Here is a 17,460-nt window from a genome sequence, read left to right on the forward strand (position 1 = left end):
GTACTCGTTCGGTGAAGCGCGCCCGATATTGTAACGCCCAAACTCGACAACCTAGATAGGCGTTTTCGCATTTATCGTGAAACGCTTTCGCGTTTTTCGTGCGCCGCTTCATCCGCTTATTCGTTGTCTTCGTTTCCATTGATTTCACTCCCTATTTATGATTCTATTACTATTATAAAAATCCAATTTTCTGAAAAATACGGATGAATAATTAGAAAGAGGATAATTTTTCTATGTAGAAGAACATTTTTTCTAGGACTAATCACCAATAAACGATAATATTTTTATAAAATGATAATTTTTATAGAAATTAAGGAAACTGTTTCACTAAACAGTTCCCTTCTCATTTATCATCCAATCCGGTTTTTGCATGCGGAAATCACGGGGAGACATCCCGATTAGTTCCCGAAACATTCTGCTAAAATAATTGGCATTTTGATAACCTGATAAAATGGAAATCTCTTTAATCGGCTTTCTTGTTTCAATCAATAATCGCTTTGCTTCTTTCATTCGTATGCCGGCCAAGAGTTCGGTGAAACTATATCCGGTTTTCGTTATTAGCAGATGACTGAAGTAAGCGGGATTTCAGGTCCACATACTGCGCCACATCTTCGAGCCTAAGACTGCTTTTGGAAAAATTAGCCTTCATATACGACATTCCGAGCTCAATTGGATCTTGTTTCATTTGCTGCATAGAGTTTTCTGCACCAACAAATATTTTTTGAATAAATAAAATAAGATTTTGTACGGTTCGATACAGAACGGTATCATATAAGATTAAGTTAAAAATCGTTCGATAATCCTGTTCAAGGCTGGGGTCATCATTCAGCTTGTATGTCTTCATAAATCTTCTGACCTGAGCCAGTATGCTCGTTAACCTGATTCTGACTAAGCCTGGATCCGGATAGGGATGCTGTAATTGAAGAAATTCATCATATAGCCACTTTTTAATTTTTTCGATGTTTAGATTTGCAAGAATATCGACCCACTCTCTTTGTTCCGGTGGAGTCAGAAAGGGATCGATATGCCCCCAATTAGGTGAATATTCGAATTCGACTACTTGCCGGTACCCTTTGTAGTAGGTGAACTCCAGCATTTTCCGCGTTTGCAGGTATTCCTGGTTCAGTGTCATTGCCGCCGAATTCCCTTTGTGGACAACAATCGCCAAGTGCTCAGAAAATTCTTCTTCCCATTTTCTCATCGCTTTCTGACATTGTTCCGTCATATTGTGACAAGCCCCATTGAATAATAACACGACCATATCACTTAAGGCGAAAACACCCCTGCTGTCAGTAAACGGATATTCCATGATAAACGAATAGAGTGTTGGCAGCATGCCGATACTTTCTGTCTGAAAAGCAGCTATTTTAACATTTCCAGATGTAGCTTCCTGCGGGAGGAATAATGCCTCATATGAAATATCTTTATGTGAATGTGGATGGTGCATACCAGTTGTATGAAATTTCGTGTCCAGTCTTCTTAAAGCCTTTTGAAAGGCCGATTTAACCTTTGTTGACGAAAATGGTTTGATCATTAAATCCAATGCCTGCATATCAATTGCCAGGCGTGCTTTTTCAAAGGTGGCTTCTGCACTTGTTAAAAGTAAGACAGGATCATAGATCTGCATGAGGTCGCGGAAGCCTGCCCACTCATCCTTACTGATCATGTCCAGCTCCAGTAGAACAATGTCGGGGGGTTCATTTTCAAATAAAACAATAAATTCCTGGTAGTTCGATGCCAAAAAAATATCCGAAACGGGAATTGATGATGTTTTTAATAACCATTTTAACCCTTCCCGCTCATTCAGATCCCGATCGGCGATCAGCCACTTTCCTTCCATAAACCAGTCATCCCCCTTCACCACAATTATACATAAAATCCGCCAGAAGCACGATACGAATGGTATCGATGGTTATGGTTAACGATAATAAAAAAGAATAAGGAGTGAGCCCGATGCGAAAAATCATTCTATTCGCCTTTATGATGGTGGTATTATTCCCTCTCGAAACTGCTTTTACAAAAACTCACGATTGGAACGAACCCATCAGGGGCATCTATGTAAATGCCGCCAACACAAAGGGTCCACAGTTTGATAAGCTGCTTAGTCTTGTAAACCAAACGGATTTAAATGCGATGGTAATTGATATTAAGGACGACCACGGCCATCTAACCTTCACGCCATCGAAACATTCACCATATTTCGCTTCTAGTCATCCTTATATCACAAATCCAAAAGGTCTGATGGAAACGTTAAAGAAAAATCAGATCTACCCGATTGCAAGGATGGTTGTTTTTAAAGATAATGTCTTAGCTAATTCTCACCCAGGCTGGTCATTTACGACAAATAAAGGCCTATGGCGGAATTCCCATGGGGATTCATTTACCAACCCCTTTCATAGGGAAGTATGGGATTACAATCTCGGGATGGCCATCGAAGCAGTCAAACTCGGATTTAAAGAAATTCAATTTGATTATGTCAGATTTCCTGAAAAATTCGAGTCGATTGAGGGCCCGCTCCACTACACAGGAAAAAGCCGGGGCAATCGTGTTGCTGCCGTTTCTGGATTCGTTAAATATGCAAGCGAAAAGTTGAAGCCTTACGGTGTTAAGGTGTCTGTTGATACATTTGGAAATGCGACCGTAATTCCGGAAGCGAGCGGGATAGGACAAAATTTTTCAGAAATCGCCAAACATGTTGATGTGATTTCTTCAATGATTTATCCCAGCCATTGGTCAGCAAGTTTCGGAATCCCAAAGCCTGATTTGGAACCGTACCGGCTTGTCGAAGAATATGCCAAGGTTGAAAATACTCGCTTGAAGAAATTAGCCGCACCACCTACATCGAGGCCGTGGCTCCAAGATTTTACGGCAGCATGGCTTGGCAAAGGAAATTACAAAGTGTATGGCAAACGGGAAATTGAAGATCAAATTCGCGCGCTCCATGCACAAGGGATCAATGAATTTTTACTCTGGAATGCCGCCAACGACTATACAGCGGACGTGGACTATACACCTTTTTAAATTAGATAAAGGACAAATCCTCATGGATTCGTCCTTTTTCTGAATCTGTATTATGATTGTAATTTTGGTCTTGTAAACATAATCCCTAAACCTAAACCGAAGATAATCGCAAGAAAATGGGTCGCCCCAGTGGAAAGAGCAAGGAAGTTGATAATCCCCTCATAGCTATTCGCCGCTTTTGTTAAAATCCGTTGAAAAAACGGTTTATAAACAAGGAAATAAGGTATAAGAACCAATGGAACCGCAAGCCAATTTCGGCCAATTAATACTTTCGTCATCAGAAAATACATGACGGCAAAAAGAATCGCAAATCCGTAGACCAATACATTGATATACTGAAGAGCTCGACCTGGCTGATCAAAAAAAGCCAAAATAGATAGGTAAATAATCCAAAAAAGTCCCATTAATATAGCAAGAACTTGTGTCTTGACAACAAACCTCATAAACCAATCTCCCTTTATTCCCTAAAAAATCATACCGTTACCTTACTTAAAGAAAAGGACAAGACAGGATCTAAAAAATCCAGCTTGTCCTTCTTTATCATTCTTATCAGCCTACGTTTAGGCCAAAGTCTGTTGCGATGCGTGCAAGTCCGCCTTGATAGCCAGAGCCCACAGCTGAGAACTTCCATTCACCGTTGTGGCGGTATAATTCCCCAACGATGATCGCAGTTTCAATGGAGAAATCCTCCCCTAAATCGTAACGGATAATTTCTTGATTTGTCTCTTCATTTACGATCCGGCAGAAGGCATTTGAAACTTGTCCAAAGTTCTGACCGCGTGATTCTGCATCATGAATGGTAATGACAAATGAAATTCTCTCCACACCAGCAGGAACAGCTGATAAATTTACTTTTACTAGCTCATCATCGCCGTCCCCTTCTCCTGTACGGTTATCCCCAGTATGTACAACGGAACCATTTCCGCCTTCAAGTTGATTATAGAATACAAAATCCTTTTCAGAGCCACATTTACCATTCGCACCTAAAAGAAAGATACTTGCATCTAAATCGAAATCATTCCCGCCATCGTAACGGTTAGTATCCCAGCCAAGACCTACAACAACCTTAGATAAACCAGGATTTGTTTTCGTTAAATCTACCTTTTGACCTTTAGATAATGAAATTGCCATACTAACACCCTTCCGCAAGTTTTTTATGTACCTTCTTCAAGTGTACAAAATTAAGCTTTGTTTTACCACTATTATCAATTATTCCGCAAAAAATTGGGTAAATTAAGAAAGACAAACCCCCAAAGCGAGGGTTGTGCTATAATGAACTGTCAGCGAACGGATTCACCGTTTATTTTAAGCAGGGAGCGATACTATATATGATAAAAATTGAAATACCCAATCCAGATGTCGTGATTACGAAAAATCGACAAGTAGGAGAAAAAGTGGAAGCGCCACTTAGCAGTGAATATGGTTTTACTGATTACAATAAAATTCCCCGTGACAAAGGCGGAATTATTCTTTTTTTTAACTCTAGTGATGAATTGCTTTTTGTAGGCAAAGCAAGAAAATTAAGACCTCGCGTGAAGCGCCATTTTGAAGATACCGTATCACCAATTAAAAACCATCGCGATGAAGTATATAAAATTGCGGTTTTCGTAGTGGACGAACCAATGGAAAGAGAAATCTACGAAACCTATATGATTAATACTCTCCAAGCAAAGTACAATACCGACAAAGTATTTTACAAATAATCATTTTTCATTGAAAAGAGCCGGTAACAGAAAACCCGCTCTTTTTTTGTCTATGTTATCCTTGTCTGTTGATTTGCGCTCCAGGCGCTTCGCTTTCCGCGGGCGTGCCGGGGAGCCTCCTCGGCCCCGTACTTCCGCAGGAGTCTCGCGCCTTCCGCTCCAATCTACATTGCTAAGCATTTTTATTACACAGCTTTTTATTTATTAACTTATATTTCCATATTTCAAGATCATTTCTTTTTCAATATGGCTGGCTCTAATGCCAAACTGCGGGGTTAATCGCCCTACTTTTTCACCTAATAAAATCTTAATCGCTAAATAGGGAAGATTAATGCCCGATAGACAGCTGACGTGCATTCCCCCGCTCATCCGCGGATTGATTTCGAGCAGTTTCGGAACACCGTTGTTGTACTTAACCTGGATATTGAACACATACGGTAATTTATATTCCTGATGGAACCTGCGTGCCTGCTGAATGAGTTCAAAACTTTCCACCAGCTCCCGCACCCGTCCATCCCCTTTCATCCGCGGGATTGCGGCAAATAATTCATCCCGAGAAGATACGCAGTCAATGCTAAACTCTCTGCCTTCTAAAAACTCTAGCACCATTAAGTCAGGAAAAGTCTCCTGCTGGCTTAAAATCTCGCAGGCATAATGATAAGGAATCCGATGGCCAATACCCTGTTGAAAAAGCTGCGGTATGGACTCAATCTGATCTTTAATCACCCGAAACCCATTTGCCCCTTCACCAATTACAGGTTTAAAGCAAACTTCATGCCCTTTATCCTTAAGCGATTGATAAGCCTGTTTAAAATCTTCTATGTTATTGACGACATAATAGTCAGGAATCGAAAAAATCGGATCACTTTTTGACAATGATTGATAGGCGGCGGCTTTATTATCCAGCATTTCCATGAGGCTGGAATCAGGGCAAACAAGGACCTTCACACCCAGATTCTCAAAATCTTTCAGCCGTTTCGAAATCAGAACATTCTCTTTCCGGGGTATGAAAATATTGACCTCGTGTTTCTGGCAAAAATCAAGACAAAACTCAATGTATTCATCCCCAGAGATGTCTGGCTCGACGAAGGCGTAATCACAATTTTGTAAATAAAGGGCATCTTTATTTGGATGTGTTCCATAGATGATAAATTTCCGATGATCTTCGTTGTTCCGAATCATATCGATATAATGCGAAACGGTTGTAAACCACCGATTAAACCAAATCTTCATGTGTATCCTCTTTCATGTTGTAGTTAGACCTTTTCCATTATGTACGAACTAGAGGTATTTTATAATCAAATAACGATAATATTGTTAAAATGGCTGTTGATTTCCACTCCGGGCGCTTCGCCTTCCGTTCCAATCACCATGGTAATCCATTTCTTAAACATAGCTCTTTACGTGATTCATACTTGAAACAAATTCCATAATGGACGCTGTATCTAATTTTGATTGATCGACTGTGATTCCATCTACTCTTTTGACAACCTGTCTTTCAAAGAAGTTCATTTTAGACACGAGGAATTCTCCGCCAAATAATCCCATCGCTGCGGAATTCTTTCGTAGGTCCTGTGGAAAGGCATGATTAAATTGCTCGATGGCAATGTCGCCTTCTCGCATACAGCAAAGAAAAAGGCCAAGATTTTTTTCTAGAAGCCTATGATGATGATGTTTGATAAATTGACTAATTTTCCGTTGGATCTGTCCAGCGTGAATGGAACCGCCAATAATGACCGTGTCAAAATCCTTGAGATCAAAAAGCGTTTTCTCCCTTTTTAAATCTACTGATAACACGTCACCTTCAAGATTCTCGCTTATTAATCCAACCGCTTTTTCTGTAGTCCCATGGGATGAGCAATAAACAATTAAACTTTTCATGTCCTATTCCCCTTCCTTCCTGTACAAAAAAACCAGCCGTGATTTCCTATATATTGGCCGGGCTTCAATTTACTCACTACCATTATAACCCCATACAATTCATCTGGATGAAATAATATTGGCAATATTATTACAACTTTCAGTTCACTTTTTTAAGATTTTCTTTATAAATGCCCCAATCTCCTTTATTGCTTTTCTTGCTTCGGGTAATGCATCACCACTTATTTGCCATACATGCCACATGCCATTCCAGATTTTGAACGAAACCGTGACCCCGGCATTTCGTGCCGCGTCCGCCAGTTTCTCTGCATCACTTTGCAAAATTTCATGGCTGCCTGCCTGAATAAACAAGGGCGGCAATCCCGTAAGGTCCGCAAAAACAGGTGATATGAGCGGGTGGTCCGGCGCTTCGTTCGCCGCATACATCTTTACAGCTTCTCTTACTGCCTCAATACTTAAATACGGATCGACCGCTTTATTTTTTCGATAGCTTTCCCCGCTGCTCGTTAAATCTACCCACGGTGAAAGACAAACGATTGCGGCCGGGAGCGGCTCGTTCTGGTCGCGTAAAACGAGTGCAGTTGCCAGACATAATCCTCCGCCGGCTGAATCACCTGCAAATAAGATGTTAGCCGGGTCATACCCCTGACTTCTCAGCCAGCGATATACATTGACAGCATCCTCAATGGCGGCAGGAAATGGATGTTCCGGTGCAAGCCGATACTCCGGAAACAACACCTTCAGACCTGCTGCCTTCCCAATCCTGGCAGCCAGCGGACGATGGGTGTTGGCAGAGCAGAGGGCATAGCCCCCTCCATGTAAATAGAGAATGACCTTGTCAGCCGCCACTAACGTTTCGGCAGACGTGGTTGTAATCCACTCAGCATATAATCCTTCAATTTCCACTGGAACTACCTTACAATTTTTGGGTAGAGTACCGAGTCTTCTTGCGGCCGCATCAAGCATCTGCCGCTTATCTTCCATCCCTTTTCCCTTAACCCCCTTTTTCACCGCTCTTTTAACCGATGTCTTAATTGCTTTTTCAAAAAAATAACTTCGGAAACTTGGCATGATGGCTGCCCCCTTATATTTCCAATAATGGTCGATATCATTATACTAAAAAATCCATTGTCACAAATCCAATATTCACCATTTTTAGGCAAACTTCCAAAAATTTTGTAAATATTCTGTAACAATTCTTCCATTTCTAGTTTCATATAGTACAATTATCATAACCAGAACTTTATTCCTGGAGGATGTCATGAATCGACTAACAGATCATTTAATTATCATTTCCTTTGATTGTCTTTCTGCATTAGACTATCCAATTCTCAAAGACTTACCCCACTTTCAATCACTTTTGAAAAATGGAACGTATGTAGAAAATGTCGAAACAATCTATCCATCGGTCACTTATCCATGTCATGCGACGATTGTGACTGGAAATTATCCGAACAGGCACGGGGTGATCAATAATACCCTCCTGCAGCCTGGAAGACCGTCACCGGATTGGAATTGGTATCGTAATTGTATTCAAGGCACGACATTGTATGATGAAGCCAAAAAGGCAAACCTGACCACAGCGGCGCTCCTCTGGCCCGTTACCGGAAAAGCAAACATCGACTACAATATGCCGGAAATTTTCGCTAACCGCCCCTGGCAAAACCAAATCCTTGTTTCACTAATGAGCGGTACTCCCTCCTTTCAATGGGATTTAAATAAACGCTACGGGCATATCCGCAAAGGGCTTAGTCAGCCGGAATTAGACGACTTTGTCTTAGAATCCGCCGTCGATACGATTAAAACAAAGAAGCCGAATTTATTGATGGTGCACTTCACCGATTTAGACACGCAGCGCCATGATCACGGGTTTTCATCAGAAGAGGCAATTGCCGCGATCCATCGTCACCACAAACGTCTTGGCCGAATTCTAGCTGCTCTCCATGAAAGCGGGATTCATGAAAACGCCACTGTAGCAGTATTAGGTGACCATAGTGCACTTGATGAACATAAAGCGGTCAACCTTAATGTCCTTTTACATAAAAAAAATCTCATTTCAACAAACACAAAAGGGAAAATAATTAATTGGCAGGCCTATTGTAAAAGTTGTGATGGCTCTGCATATATTTACATTAAAGATCAGCATAATTCCACGGTTCTTCACCAGGTTAAACATTTATTAGACTCATTGCTAGACGACCCCGAATCAGGGATCGAGCGTGTGCTAACAGGGGCACAGGCTGCCGAAAAAGGGGCAGATGGTACGTGTGCCTTTATGATTGAAGCATGCCGCGGGTATTATTTTTTAGAAGATTTAAAGGGAGATTATATCAAAACCATTACCAGGGAGGATGCCACAGCAGATAAAAAATATACATTAGCCTGTCATGGTTACTCGCCGGAAAAAGAAAATTACGGAACCATCTTGATGGCGGCCGGGAAAGGAATCCAGTCCACCATACTATCTTCCATCCGTCTCGTTGATGAAGGCCCCACCTTCGCAAGGCTCCTTGGTATTACCTTAGGCAATACAGATGGGAGGGCTGTCGAAGAAATGTTAACCATATAAAGCCATTAAAGGAGGAACTTGAATGAGCCGGATGACAAAGCAAGAAAAGGGCTGGGTGTTTTATGATTGGGCAAACTCTGCCTACTCTATCCTGATCACCACAGCCGTATTTCCGTTGTATTTTAAGGCAGCGGCGAACGAGGCAGGACTTGCTGCCTCTACTTCTACAGCCTACTGGGGTTATGCCAATTCATTTGCCACATTGCTTATTTCGCTCTGCGCTCCGATATTGGGAAGTATTGCAGATTTTAAAGGGTTCAAAAAACGATTTTTCACTTTTTTCTTTGCCCTCGGTATTATTTTTACCTTTTTATTAGCGGTTGTCCCGAGCGACCAATGGTTCATTCTCTTAATCTGTTATATGGTGACCGTCATCGGGTTTGGCGGAACGAACATTTTCTACGATGCCTTCCTTGTTGACGTGACATCAGAAGAACGGATGAATCAGATTTCATCGAAGGGGTTTGCGATGGGCTACATTGGAAGTACGATCCCGTTTATTATCGGGATTGCCCTGATCATTCTAGCGGATAGAAGTATTCTGCCTTTAAGCGTTACTGTCGCAAGTCAAGCCGCCTTTGCGATTACGGCCCTTTGGTGGGGCTTGTTTACGATTCCAATGTTGAAAAATGTCAAACAGGTTTATTATAAAGAACGCGTCGCTAATCCGATATCCAATGGATTTAAACAGCTTTTTGAAACATTCAGGAAAATTAAGCTTTACCGTCCATTGTTTCTCTTTTTAGTAGCGTATTTCTTCTATATTGATGGAGTTAACACGATCATTACGATGTCAACTGCATATGGGTCGGATTTAGGAATCTCTTCCAACAACCTTTTGATTATTTTATTTGCTACCCAAGTCGTTGCTGCACCATTTGCGGTTATATATGGCAAACTTGCCGATAAATTTCACGCCAAAACGATGCTGTTGGTCGGAATATTTATATATATAATCATATGCACGTATGCCTATTTTTTAAAAACGACTCTTGATTTCTGGATATTGGCCATGCTCGTGGCATCTTCACAAGGTGGAATTCAGGCATTAAGCCGGTCCTATTTTGCAAAACTTGTTCCAAAAGAGAATGCCAATGAGTTCTTTGGTTTCTACAGTATCTTTTATAAATTCGCAGCCATCTTAGGTCCATTTTTAGTCGGCTTGACCGCGCAGTTAACCGGCAGCACCAATAGCGGCGTATTTAGTCTCATAGTATTGTTTATCATTGGCGGATTGATCCTGCTGCGTGTACCAGAAGCCAATCATATTCCAAAAGGAAATTCTATAAGCTAATTGATGGAGAAAAGAGCTCACCAGCCGGCGAGCTCTTTCCTTGTTATTTTACATCGTAACCCTGGTCATCAATTGTTTCTTTAATCGTACTGAGAGATACCACTTTTGCATCAAATTCGACGTCAACTTGACCTTGATCAAGCTTTACGGCAACCTTTTTACCCCCTCAAGTTTACCGACGCTGCCTTCTACTGCTTTTACACAATGGCCACAAGACATACCACTAACATCTAATGTAACATTTTCCATTTTTCTTGCCTCCATTATTTTTTCATTAGTTTTTGTATGGTAACGAGAACCTCATCCAGAACCTCATAATCACCTTCTTGAATTCTCTCGACGACACAACTCTTCATATGGCCTTCAAGTAAGATTTTCGCCACACTGTTTAGCGCCGATTGGGTAGCGGAGATTTGGTTAATGACATCATCACAATACGTATCTTTTTCGATTAAGCCTTTAATCCCGCGTATTTGCCCTTCGATCCGGTTAAGCCTTGTAACCAGATTGTTTTTCACTTTATCCGAATGATGGCTTTTTCGATGTCCGCCATCATGTGTACAACAGGAATCATCATTTAATTCTTCCTCATTTTCACGGTCTAAGGACATGACATTCCCTCCTTTTTTTTCCTATTATATCATACCCCCGTATAGTAAAGCGATGCTTTTATCGATAACGAAAAACATGATGCGAAAGCACCTATTCCATATTTTTAACAATCGTTTCCTGGATATTACGAATGACATCACCGCGGCTGATGACACCAACAACATGGTTCGATTCATCCACAACCGGAAGCTTCTTAAAGTGGTGTCTAGCTAACAGGTCCACCACTGTTTTCATATCATCGTCTGGGTGAACGGTCACGATTCCATGTGATTTGGCAATCTTACCGATTTCTGTATGAGCCAGTTCATGTAAGCGGTCCGTCATATTTTCCTCCGCGACATAGGTAATAAAGCTAAAATAATCTGGAATGCGACGATCGATTGGCTTAATGGCCCGCAAAAGGTCACCGTCCGTTACCATCCCGCATAACGTCCCATCCTTCTTCATTATGGGCACGCCGCCAATTTTCTTCTCTACAAACGTAGCCATCACATCTTTAATGGAACTTTCCGGATTTACCGAAATCACATCTTTCACCATAAAATCTTTTACCTTCATGAAGTTCACCACTTTCGTTTGGTTAAGTAGAAGTCCAATTTATTTTTTTAAAAAATCATTTAAAAATGCAAGGTTAATATGTTCTTTATTAAGGAATTGCTCTTCCCTTTCATGGTCAGCTTGTTTTATCTCCCTTATTTCTTTATGCAGCCGTTCCATTTTTCGATCCAGCTGTGCTGCCATTAATGCTGCGTCTTTAAGCTCATCAATCATCTTGCTTGGAACTGCCTTGTTGTATTTGTAATAAATCTTGTGTTCCAAACTTGCCCAAAAATCCATGGCGATCGATCGAATTTGCACCTCTACATACGTTAATTCCTCACGATCGGACATGAAAATCGGTATTTCTAATATTAAATGAAGACTTTGATAGCCATTTGGCTTTGGATTCTTTATATAATCTTTATAATCAATAACCCGAACGTCTTTCTGATTCCCAATCATTTTCGCAAGCTCATAAATATCGGAAATAAACGAACAGGTAATCCGAATCCCGGCAATATCCCGAACATTTTCTTTAATGGAAGGTAATGAAAACGCATATCCTTTCCGTTGCACTTTCTTCAAAATGCTTTCCGGTGATTTTAATCGCGATTTTACATGTTCTATTGGATTATAATCATGAATATAATTAAATTCATCTTTTAGGATATTAATTTTCGTATTCATTTCATCTAACGCAAACTTATACGCCATCATAAAACGTGTTAGTTTTACTTTAAGCGATTTTAACTCCTTCATATCAATAACTTGTTCAATATCCAAGTACTAGCTTCCTCTCTTGTTATGATTCACCCATTTTATTTTTTTCACTGTTTCGAAAATCCGCTAAAACATCAGGTGGAAAGACCATCCGGCAAATAACCTTTGACATTTCAAGATAATCAGCTTTTTTTCCGCTTTGGCTCTCTTTTTCCTGTCCATTCTCCACTAAAACCATGATAGCCCATGAGACCATTTCTAAATCCAAATCCGTCCAGGTTAACCCTTTTTCACTGGCTTGAACTAAGCCATCGTGAATTCTAGCATGGATTTTTCTCCTTGCGGCCCCTAGAACCTCTGCAAGTTCAGAATCTTTGGATAACAGCTCTGGGAGTACACGCCTTAGTCCGACCTCATTAAGACGTTCATAATGTGATTCAAAAAGCGCGGCCATAACAGATTCAGGGTCACCTGCAGCCCAACTTGGTTCAGGCGGAAGAAACTTTTCTAATTTATCTTCTAACAGCGACATTAATAGCTGCCGCTTGTCTGAAAAATAACGGTAAAAGGTTCCGGTTGCTACCCCTGCATGTGCGGCGATTTCCTTTGCGGTTGTCTGCTCGTATCCTTTCGAATTAAATAAAGCATATCCGCTTTCAATCAGGGCATTCCTTTTTTGCTGCGCTCGTTCCTGTTTAGGGACAAATGGAAATTCACCTACAAGTTTATCTTCACGGTCTGGCATATAATCACCTCAGTGCTATCATAACACGATTTTTAAATTTGAACCATAGTTCACTTTTTTATTGACAGCCAGCCTAAAACATGTGATACTTGAACCATGGTTCATGTTATATTCATTATTATTGTTTAACACCCCATGCAATAAATGATTTGTAACATGACCAATTTTTCTTCATTTTTTCTAAAAAGTATGAACGAAACAGCAGGAATTTAAAAATTTTTTGCGAATAATTTATAGTATTATAATCCTGATTATTTTTTATCTCATAAAGGCAAACCAATAATTGGAAGGTGTTGAGTAATTTGGCCAATCAAACTGAATCGAAGAAAATCTCTGTTAATTCAACTATTTCATTAAAGGGAATAGTAAAAGCCATTTTCAACGATACCGTTCATGTCCAAATAGGCGGAAAAATTATTCCGATTCCTGCATCAGATTTCATGATTGAAAAACCTGCAAAATAATGGTTTATATGTCTCTAAAAGCACGGAAGCCCGTCACTTATTTGTGACGGGCCTTCCTGTTTTTTACCTGTAATTTCGAGTAATTATTTTCCTGGATAACAGTCACAGCTGACGATATGATCATTCACCATTCCTGTTGCCTGCATGAACGCATAGCAAATGGTAGAGCCGACAAATTTAAAGCCGCGTTTCTTTAAATCCTTGCTTAATTTGTCACTAATTTCGGTTGTTGCCGGGACATCTTTCATTTCTTTGAAATGGTTTTGAATTTGTTTCCCGCCAACAAAGGACCAGATATAGGTATGGAAGGACCCGAATTCGTCAATTACCCTTAAATAGGCTTTGGCATTGGTAATAACCGCATTAATCTTCAGCTTATTTCTGACAATTCCTTCATTATGTAAGAGCTCGGTGATTTTTTCTTCATCATAGCGGGAAATTTTTTCTGCATCAAACTGATCAAATGCCTCGCGGTAATTCGCACGTTTTTTTAAAATCGTATACCAACTTAAGCCGGCCTGGGCCCCTTCGAGATTTAAATACTCAAATAGCAGCCGGTCATCATAAACCGGCACTCCCCATTCGTGATCGTGATACTCTATATATAAAGGATCCTGATTCACCCAGCCGCATCTATTCATTCTTGAGTGCCTCTATTAATCCCTTAGAAAGGTTTCTAGGAGCCGCTTGAAGGTACCCTTCCAGAATAAACCCTTCGATTACGTTCCAATTAAGTTTTTGATTGGTGCTGACAGACGTCCAGCCATGCTGACCGATGTAAGGGGTTTTGAAAAAACGGTCTTGCTCTTGCAATAATAGCTGTTGGGTTGTTTTCAATGTCTTTATCGATAGCGTTAGGTTATCCCCATTTTCGCCCATCATCACAAATGGCTTGTCCTTTACCCGAAAAGATGTGTGTCCAAATTTATCGACAGCTTCGATTACTTCGGGAAATTTCTTTGCAATCTCTCTAATTTTTGTTAGTAACTCATTCCCATGTAAAGACTTGATTTGTCTATCGTGACCCATTGTTTAATCTCCTAAATGATAATTTTCCATGATTTTATTTTATCGGTTGTTTATGATTAAAACAATGTTGATTAATTTTTCAATGAGCTGGTTTTGTGCGACGAGCTTTTCTGAGAATTGAAGTGGTTCGTCACGTGGATAGCTCTCTACGTGACCGAACACCCTCTTTTTCCACCGTTTCGTTCACATAGAACCTCTCTACGTGACCAATCGCCAGCTTTTTCCGTAGTTTCAGTCACGTAGAATCCTATTAAAAAACTCCAATTACTTTTAATGCCCCACCGTCAGCAATACAGCTGGCAACACAGATGCCGCAGCCTGTGCAGTGTTTTTCGGACACGACCGGAATTCCGTTAACAAGCGTAAGCGCACCTCCAACAGGGCAGGAACGGACACAATAATCGCACATCACCTGCTGATTTCCAAGACAGCTGTCCCTTTGCACTTTAACCATTCCAATTGCGGGCCGTTTTTTATAGTCAGCCAAGTTTAAAGCCTCCGTCGGGCAGGCTTCGATACACCTTAGACAAAATGTGCATGGTGACTCATTCGGGTCTACATAAGGGGTATTGACGAGCTTCGCGCCGCTTGTCAGTGAAAACAAACAAATGGTCTGCTCCGGACAGACCTCCTGACATTTTCCGCATCTGGTGCATGAAGTAAGGAATTCTAGCTCACTGCCCGCACCAGGAGGACGTATAAAGTCCCGGTCGATTTCAAGCTGGGGTGCAAGAAAATTCCCCAAAAACCCAATTGTCGATTCCCAGTTTAAGTTGAGAAATTCCCTTCTGTTGCATCTCTCAGTCATTGTTCACCAGCTGCTTCTTGATAAAACAGTTCATTCTCGAAATTTGTATACACAAGACAAATATTCAGCACACCATCAATCTCTTTAAATCTTTCTGCCGTTCGATAGCCTTGATCGACCGTATCCGATTCAATCGTCAGGATTACCTTCTTCTCCTCATGAATATGATGGATTTCAACCCCATTTAATAAAGCCAGCTGCCCTGCTGCAAGACTCGCTTGCCCAGGAATTGTTTCCACAAAGATTCCCGAAATAACCATTTGTCTTCCCCTCCTGAAGTAAAAAGGGGCTGCTTCACGAATCCACAGCCCTGCTCGCATCTTACTTACTAAACGCCGTCTTAGTTTTTGTTTCATTTTGCTGGGCATGACACTGAATACAATTATCCCGAAAAACCTTTCCTTTTGTATCATTGTCATAGAAATGGACAGCTGTTGGTGTTGGCGCCCCTGTATCCGGTTTTCCGTGGCAGGCGAGACAGCTATCTTGATGGGCCTTTGGATTCCACCGGTCTACGTGGGTTGCCGGCTGTAGCGGCGGTGCACTGACGAGCCCCATGGTTTCGCTATCTGGCCGCCCTTTTTCCGTCAATTGCACCAGCGCTGGCTGCGTACTTACAACAGCAGCAGTTTCTGTCGACACTAACGACCATTGAAGCTTTGTAGCTCCTATAGCTGCAGTAAGAACAATGATAAACCCTAAGATAAAAAGAATTCCCTTTTCCTTCATAATCTCCCCACCCCCCATTAAGCCTTTTCAATTTTAACAGCACATTTTTTAAAATCTGTCTGCTTGGAAATCGGGCAATAGCAATCCAATGTCACCAAATTAATCAATGTTTCTTCAGCAAAAAATGGTACATAAATAAGTCCCTTCGGCGGGTTTCCGCGTCCTGTCGTCGTCGCCTTCACCTTCACTTCACCACGGCGCGAGATCACTTTTACCATATCCCCTGTTTTAACCCCCAGGGAGGCAGCATCATCAGGGTGGATTTCACACAGCGCTTCCGGGAATGCCTTATGAAGTTCTGGCACCCTTCTTGTCATCGTTCCACTGTGCCAGTGCTCTAACACCCGGCCCGTACATAACCAGAATGGATATTCCTGATCCGGCACTTCTGCCGCTTCTTCAAATGGCCGGAACAGAATCGCCGGTTTATGATCAGCCGATTTATAGAAGTCGAGGTCCATGTATTTTCCTTTATGGCCAAACTCCTCCACCCCGTATTGATCGAAGCCGTCCTCCTGCTTCCCATACGAATAGCGCCAGTTCGTCTCGAGCCATTTGCCATCCACGTTTCGGACCGGCCAGCAAATCCCGTGCTGTTTCAAATATTCCTCATATGGAGCCATTTGTTTCGCTTTCATTTTCAGTTTGGCCCCGAGTTCCTGGGCTGCTTTATTTGGATGCTCATGTGGATTCGTGAATAAGCGGTATTCCTCCCACAAAAGGCGATTCACTTCATGCTGGTCCTTAAGAAGATCATTTTTCTTTTTATCCCATACCATACCAAACAAAACATCAAATGCCGGCTTGTCGCCAATCATTTTTCCATCCAGCACTCGCTTTGCTACCTGAACAATCGCCCATAAATCCCATTTGGCTTCACCCGGCGGATCCACACATTTTTCAAAAATCGACGTCCGTCGTTCAGCATTCCCGAATTGACCTTCACGCTCAACCCACATGGCTGCCGGGAACACCACATCTGCCATTTCCGTCGAGCGGTTTGGATACACATCGGAAACAACGATAAATCCATCAATGACACCTTTCCCATTCGCATCTTTTCCGCGATATCTGTTTAACTTCGGATTTGTCTGCCCCCAGTTATTAGACATACTCCATAAAAATTTAATCTTGCCGTTTCCTAACTCACGGAACATTTTCATCGTGTGCATGCCCGGGTTTTCAATAGGATCCAAATATCCTTGCGGCAGGTTCCAAATCATTTCGGTGTTGAAGCGGCGCACGAAAAACGCGAAAGCGTTTCACGATAAATGCGAAAACGCCTATCTAGGTCGTCGGGTTTGGGGTCAACATCGGCTGCATAACTGAACCAAGTAAGATGACA

The 17,460-nt window shown here is 41.5% G+C and carries 22 protein-coding genes and 1 pseudogene; 5 read left to right on the plus strand and 18 right to left on the minus strand.

Going from position 1 to position 17,460, the window contains the following annotated elements; genetic code table 11:
- Positions 1-327: 327 nt before the first annotated feature.
- Both ACO1D1_RS05710 and ACO1D1_RS05715 read right to left on the minus strand, forming a co-directional pair.
- On the minus strand, positions 328-525 hold the full coding sequence (locus ACO1D1_RS05710) for a helix-turn-helix domain-containing protein (protein ID WP_423335238.1): 198 nt from the start codon (positions 523-525) through the stop codon (positions 328-330).
- A 13-nt stretch (positions 526-538) separates the two neighbouring features.
- Positions 539-1,840: a response regulator transcription factor gene (locus ACO1D1_RS05715; protein ID WP_423335239.1), complete on the minus strand. Its 1,302-nt coding sequence runs from the start codon at positions 1,838-1,840 to the stop codon at positions 539-541.
- 140 nt (positions 1,841-1,980) lie between these two features.
- On the opposite strand from ACO1D1_RS05715, the gene ACO1D1_RS05720 reads away from it, so the two are divergent.
- A complete protein-coding gene (locus tag ACO1D1_RS05720; protein WP_411675492.1) occupies positions 1,981-3,021 on the plus strand; it encodes a putative glycoside hydrolase in 1,041 nt (346 codons plus the stop codon).
- A 50-nt stretch (positions 3,022-3,071) separates the two neighbouring features.
- Here ACO1D1_RS05720 and ACO1D1_RS05725 read toward each other — a convergent pair whose 3' ends face one another.
- Together ACO1D1_RS05725 and ACO1D1_RS05730 are read right to left on the minus strand one after the other, a co-directional pair.
- Positions 3,072-3,464 (minus strand): hypothetical protein, encoded by a 393-nt coding sequence (locus ACO1D1_RS05725; protein WP_149869963.1) that lies wholly within the window; start codon positions 3,462-3,464, stop codon positions 3,072-3,074.
- 106 nt (positions 3,465-3,570) lie between these two features.
- Positions 3,571-4,152: a TerD family protein gene (locus ACO1D1_RS05730; RefSeq protein WP_149869962.1), complete on the minus strand. Its 582-nt coding sequence runs from the start codon at positions 4,150-4,152 to the stop codon at positions 3,571-3,573.
- A gap of 197 nt (positions 4,153-4,349) precedes the next feature.
- Here ACO1D1_RS05730 and ACO1D1_RS05735 point away from each other — a divergent pair, with 197 nt between their 5' ends.
- Positions 4,350-4,724, plus strand: a complete 375-nt coding sequence (locus tag ACO1D1_RS05735) for a nucleotide excision repair endonuclease (RefSeq protein ID WP_149869961.1) — start codon at positions 4,350-4,352, stop codon at positions 4,722-4,724.
- Positions 4,725-4,928: 204 nt separating this feature from the next.
- On the opposite strand, the gene ACO1D1_RS05740 is transcribed toward ACO1D1_RS05735, so the two are convergent.
- From ACO1D1_RS05740 to ACO1D1_RS05750, 3 genes are all read right to left on the minus strand, one after another.
- A complete protein-coding gene (locus ACO1D1_RS05740) occupies positions 4,929-5,957 on the minus strand; it encodes an ATP-grasp domain-containing protein (protein WP_423335240.1) in 1,029 nt (342 codons plus the stop codon).
- A gap of 153 nt (positions 5,958-6,110) precedes the next feature.
- Positions 6,111-6,605: a flavodoxin domain-containing protein gene (locus ACO1D1_RS05745; protein ID WP_423335241.1), complete on the minus strand. Its 495-nt coding sequence runs from the start codon at positions 6,603-6,605 to the stop codon at positions 6,111-6,113.
- 144 nt (positions 6,606-6,749) lie between these two features.
- On the minus strand, positions 6,750-7,676 hold the full coding sequence (locus tag ACO1D1_RS05750; protein ID WP_423335242.1) for an alpha/beta hydrolase: 927 nt from the start codon (positions 7,674-7,676) through the stop codon (positions 6,750-6,752).
- A 190-nt stretch (positions 7,677-7,866) separates the two neighbouring features.
- Between ACO1D1_RS05750 and ACO1D1_RS05755 the strand changes: the two genes are divergently transcribed.
- Together ACO1D1_RS05755 and ACO1D1_RS05760 are read left to right on the plus strand one after the other, a co-directional pair.
- Positions 7,867-9,174, plus strand: coding sequence for an alkaline phosphatase family protein (locus tag ACO1D1_RS05755; protein WP_423335243.1), 1,308 nt, complete (start codon positions 7,867-7,869; stop codon positions 9,172-9,174).
- A 22-nt stretch (positions 9,175-9,196) separates the two neighbouring features.
- Complete coding sequence (locus tag ACO1D1_RS05760; protein ID WP_423335244.1) at positions 9,197-10,468, plus strand: MFS transporter; 1,272 nt, start codon at positions 9,197-9,199, stop codon at positions 10,466-10,468.
- Between the two features lie 43 nt (positions 10,469-10,511).
- On the opposite strand, the pseudogene copZ reads toward ACO1D1_RS05760, so the two are convergent.
- The 5 genes and pseudogenes from copZ to ACO1D1_RS05785 all read right to left on the minus strand — a co-directional run bounded on the left by copZ (position 10,512) and on the right by ACO1D1_RS05785 (position 13,085).
- Positions 10,512-10,717: pseudogene (gene copZ / locus ACO1D1_RS05765) on the minus strand (copper chaperone CopZ).
- Between the two features lie 14 nt (positions 10,718-10,731).
- Entirely contained in the window at positions 10,732-11,079 is a 348-nt protein-coding gene (locus ACO1D1_RS05770; RefSeq protein ID WP_149869954.1) for a metal-sensitive transcriptional regulator, read from the minus strand.
- A gap of 91 nt (positions 11,080-11,170) precedes the next feature.
- Complete coding sequence (locus ACO1D1_RS05775; RefSeq protein WP_149869953.1) at positions 11,171-11,638, minus strand: CBS domain-containing protein; 468 nt, start codon at positions 11,636-11,638, stop codon at positions 11,171-11,173.
- A gap of 39 nt (positions 11,639-11,677) precedes the next feature.
- Entirely contained in the window at positions 11,678-12,403 is a 726-nt protein-coding gene (locus ACO1D1_RS05780) for a GTP pyrophosphokinase (RefSeq protein WP_149869952.1), read from the minus strand.
- 19 nt (positions 12,404-12,422) lie between these two features.
- Entirely contained in the window at positions 12,423-13,085 is a 663-nt protein-coding gene (locus ACO1D1_RS05785; RefSeq protein ID WP_423335245.1) for a TetR/AcrR family transcriptional regulator, read from the minus strand.
- Positions 13,086-13,387: 302 nt separating this feature from the next.
- Between ACO1D1_RS05785 and ACO1D1_RS05790 the strand changes: the two genes are divergently transcribed.
- A complete protein-coding gene (locus tag ACO1D1_RS05790) occupies positions 13,388-13,549 on the plus strand; it encodes a hypothetical protein (RefSeq protein WP_190284878.1) in 162 nt (53 codons plus the stop codon).
- 83 nt (positions 13,550-13,632) lie between these two features.
- Here the strand turns inward: ACO1D1_RS05790 and ACO1D1_RS05795 are convergent, their stop codons facing one another.
- The 6 genes from ACO1D1_RS05795 to ACO1D1_RS05820 all read right to left on the minus strand — a co-directional run bounded on the left by ACO1D1_RS05795 (position 13,633) and on the right by ACO1D1_RS05820 (position 17,359).
- Positions 13,633-14,190, minus strand: coding sequence for a DNA-3-methyladenine glycosylase I (locus ACO1D1_RS05795; RefSeq protein WP_423335246.1), 558 nt, complete (start codon positions 14,188-14,190; stop codon positions 13,633-13,635).
- Positions 14,183-14,578, minus strand: coding sequence for an MmcQ/YjbR family DNA-binding protein (locus tag ACO1D1_RS05800; RefSeq protein ID WP_423335247.1), 396 nt, complete (start codon positions 14,576-14,578; stop codon positions 14,183-14,185). Before ACO1D1_RS05800 ends, ACO1D1_RS05795 begins: the two co-directional genes overlap by 8 nt.
- Before the next feature lie 250 nt (positions 14,579-14,828).
- Positions 14,829-15,323: a 4Fe-4S dicluster domain-containing protein gene (locus ACO1D1_RS05805; protein WP_423335248.1), complete on the minus strand. Its 495-nt coding sequence runs from the start codon at positions 15,321-15,323 to the stop codon at positions 14,829-14,831.
- A gap of 59 nt (positions 15,324-15,382) precedes the next feature.
- Positions 15,383-15,646, minus strand: a complete 264-nt coding sequence (locus ACO1D1_RS05810) for a chaperone NapD (protein ID WP_190284877.1) — start codon at positions 15,644-15,646, stop codon at positions 15,383-15,385.
- Between the two features lie 61 nt (positions 15,647-15,707).
- Positions 15,708-16,115, minus strand: a complete 408-nt coding sequence (locus tag ACO1D1_RS05815) for a nitrate reductase cytochrome c-type subunit (protein ID WP_190284876.1) — start codon at positions 16,113-16,115, stop codon at positions 15,708-15,710.
- Positions 16,116-16,132: 17 nt separating this feature from the next.
- Positions 16,133-17,359, minus strand: a complete 1,227-nt coding sequence (locus ACO1D1_RS05820; RefSeq protein WP_423335249.1) for a molybdopterin dinucleotide binding domain-containing protein — start codon at positions 17,357-17,359, stop codon at positions 16,133-16,135.
- Positions 17,360-17,460 lie beyond the last annotated feature (101 nt).

Origin of the sequence: Neobacillus sp. 19, from assembly GCF_049463095.1 — a bacterium.
Taxonomy (GTDB): domain Bacteria; phylum Bacillota; class Bacilli; order Bacillales; family Cytobacillaceae; genus Neobacillus.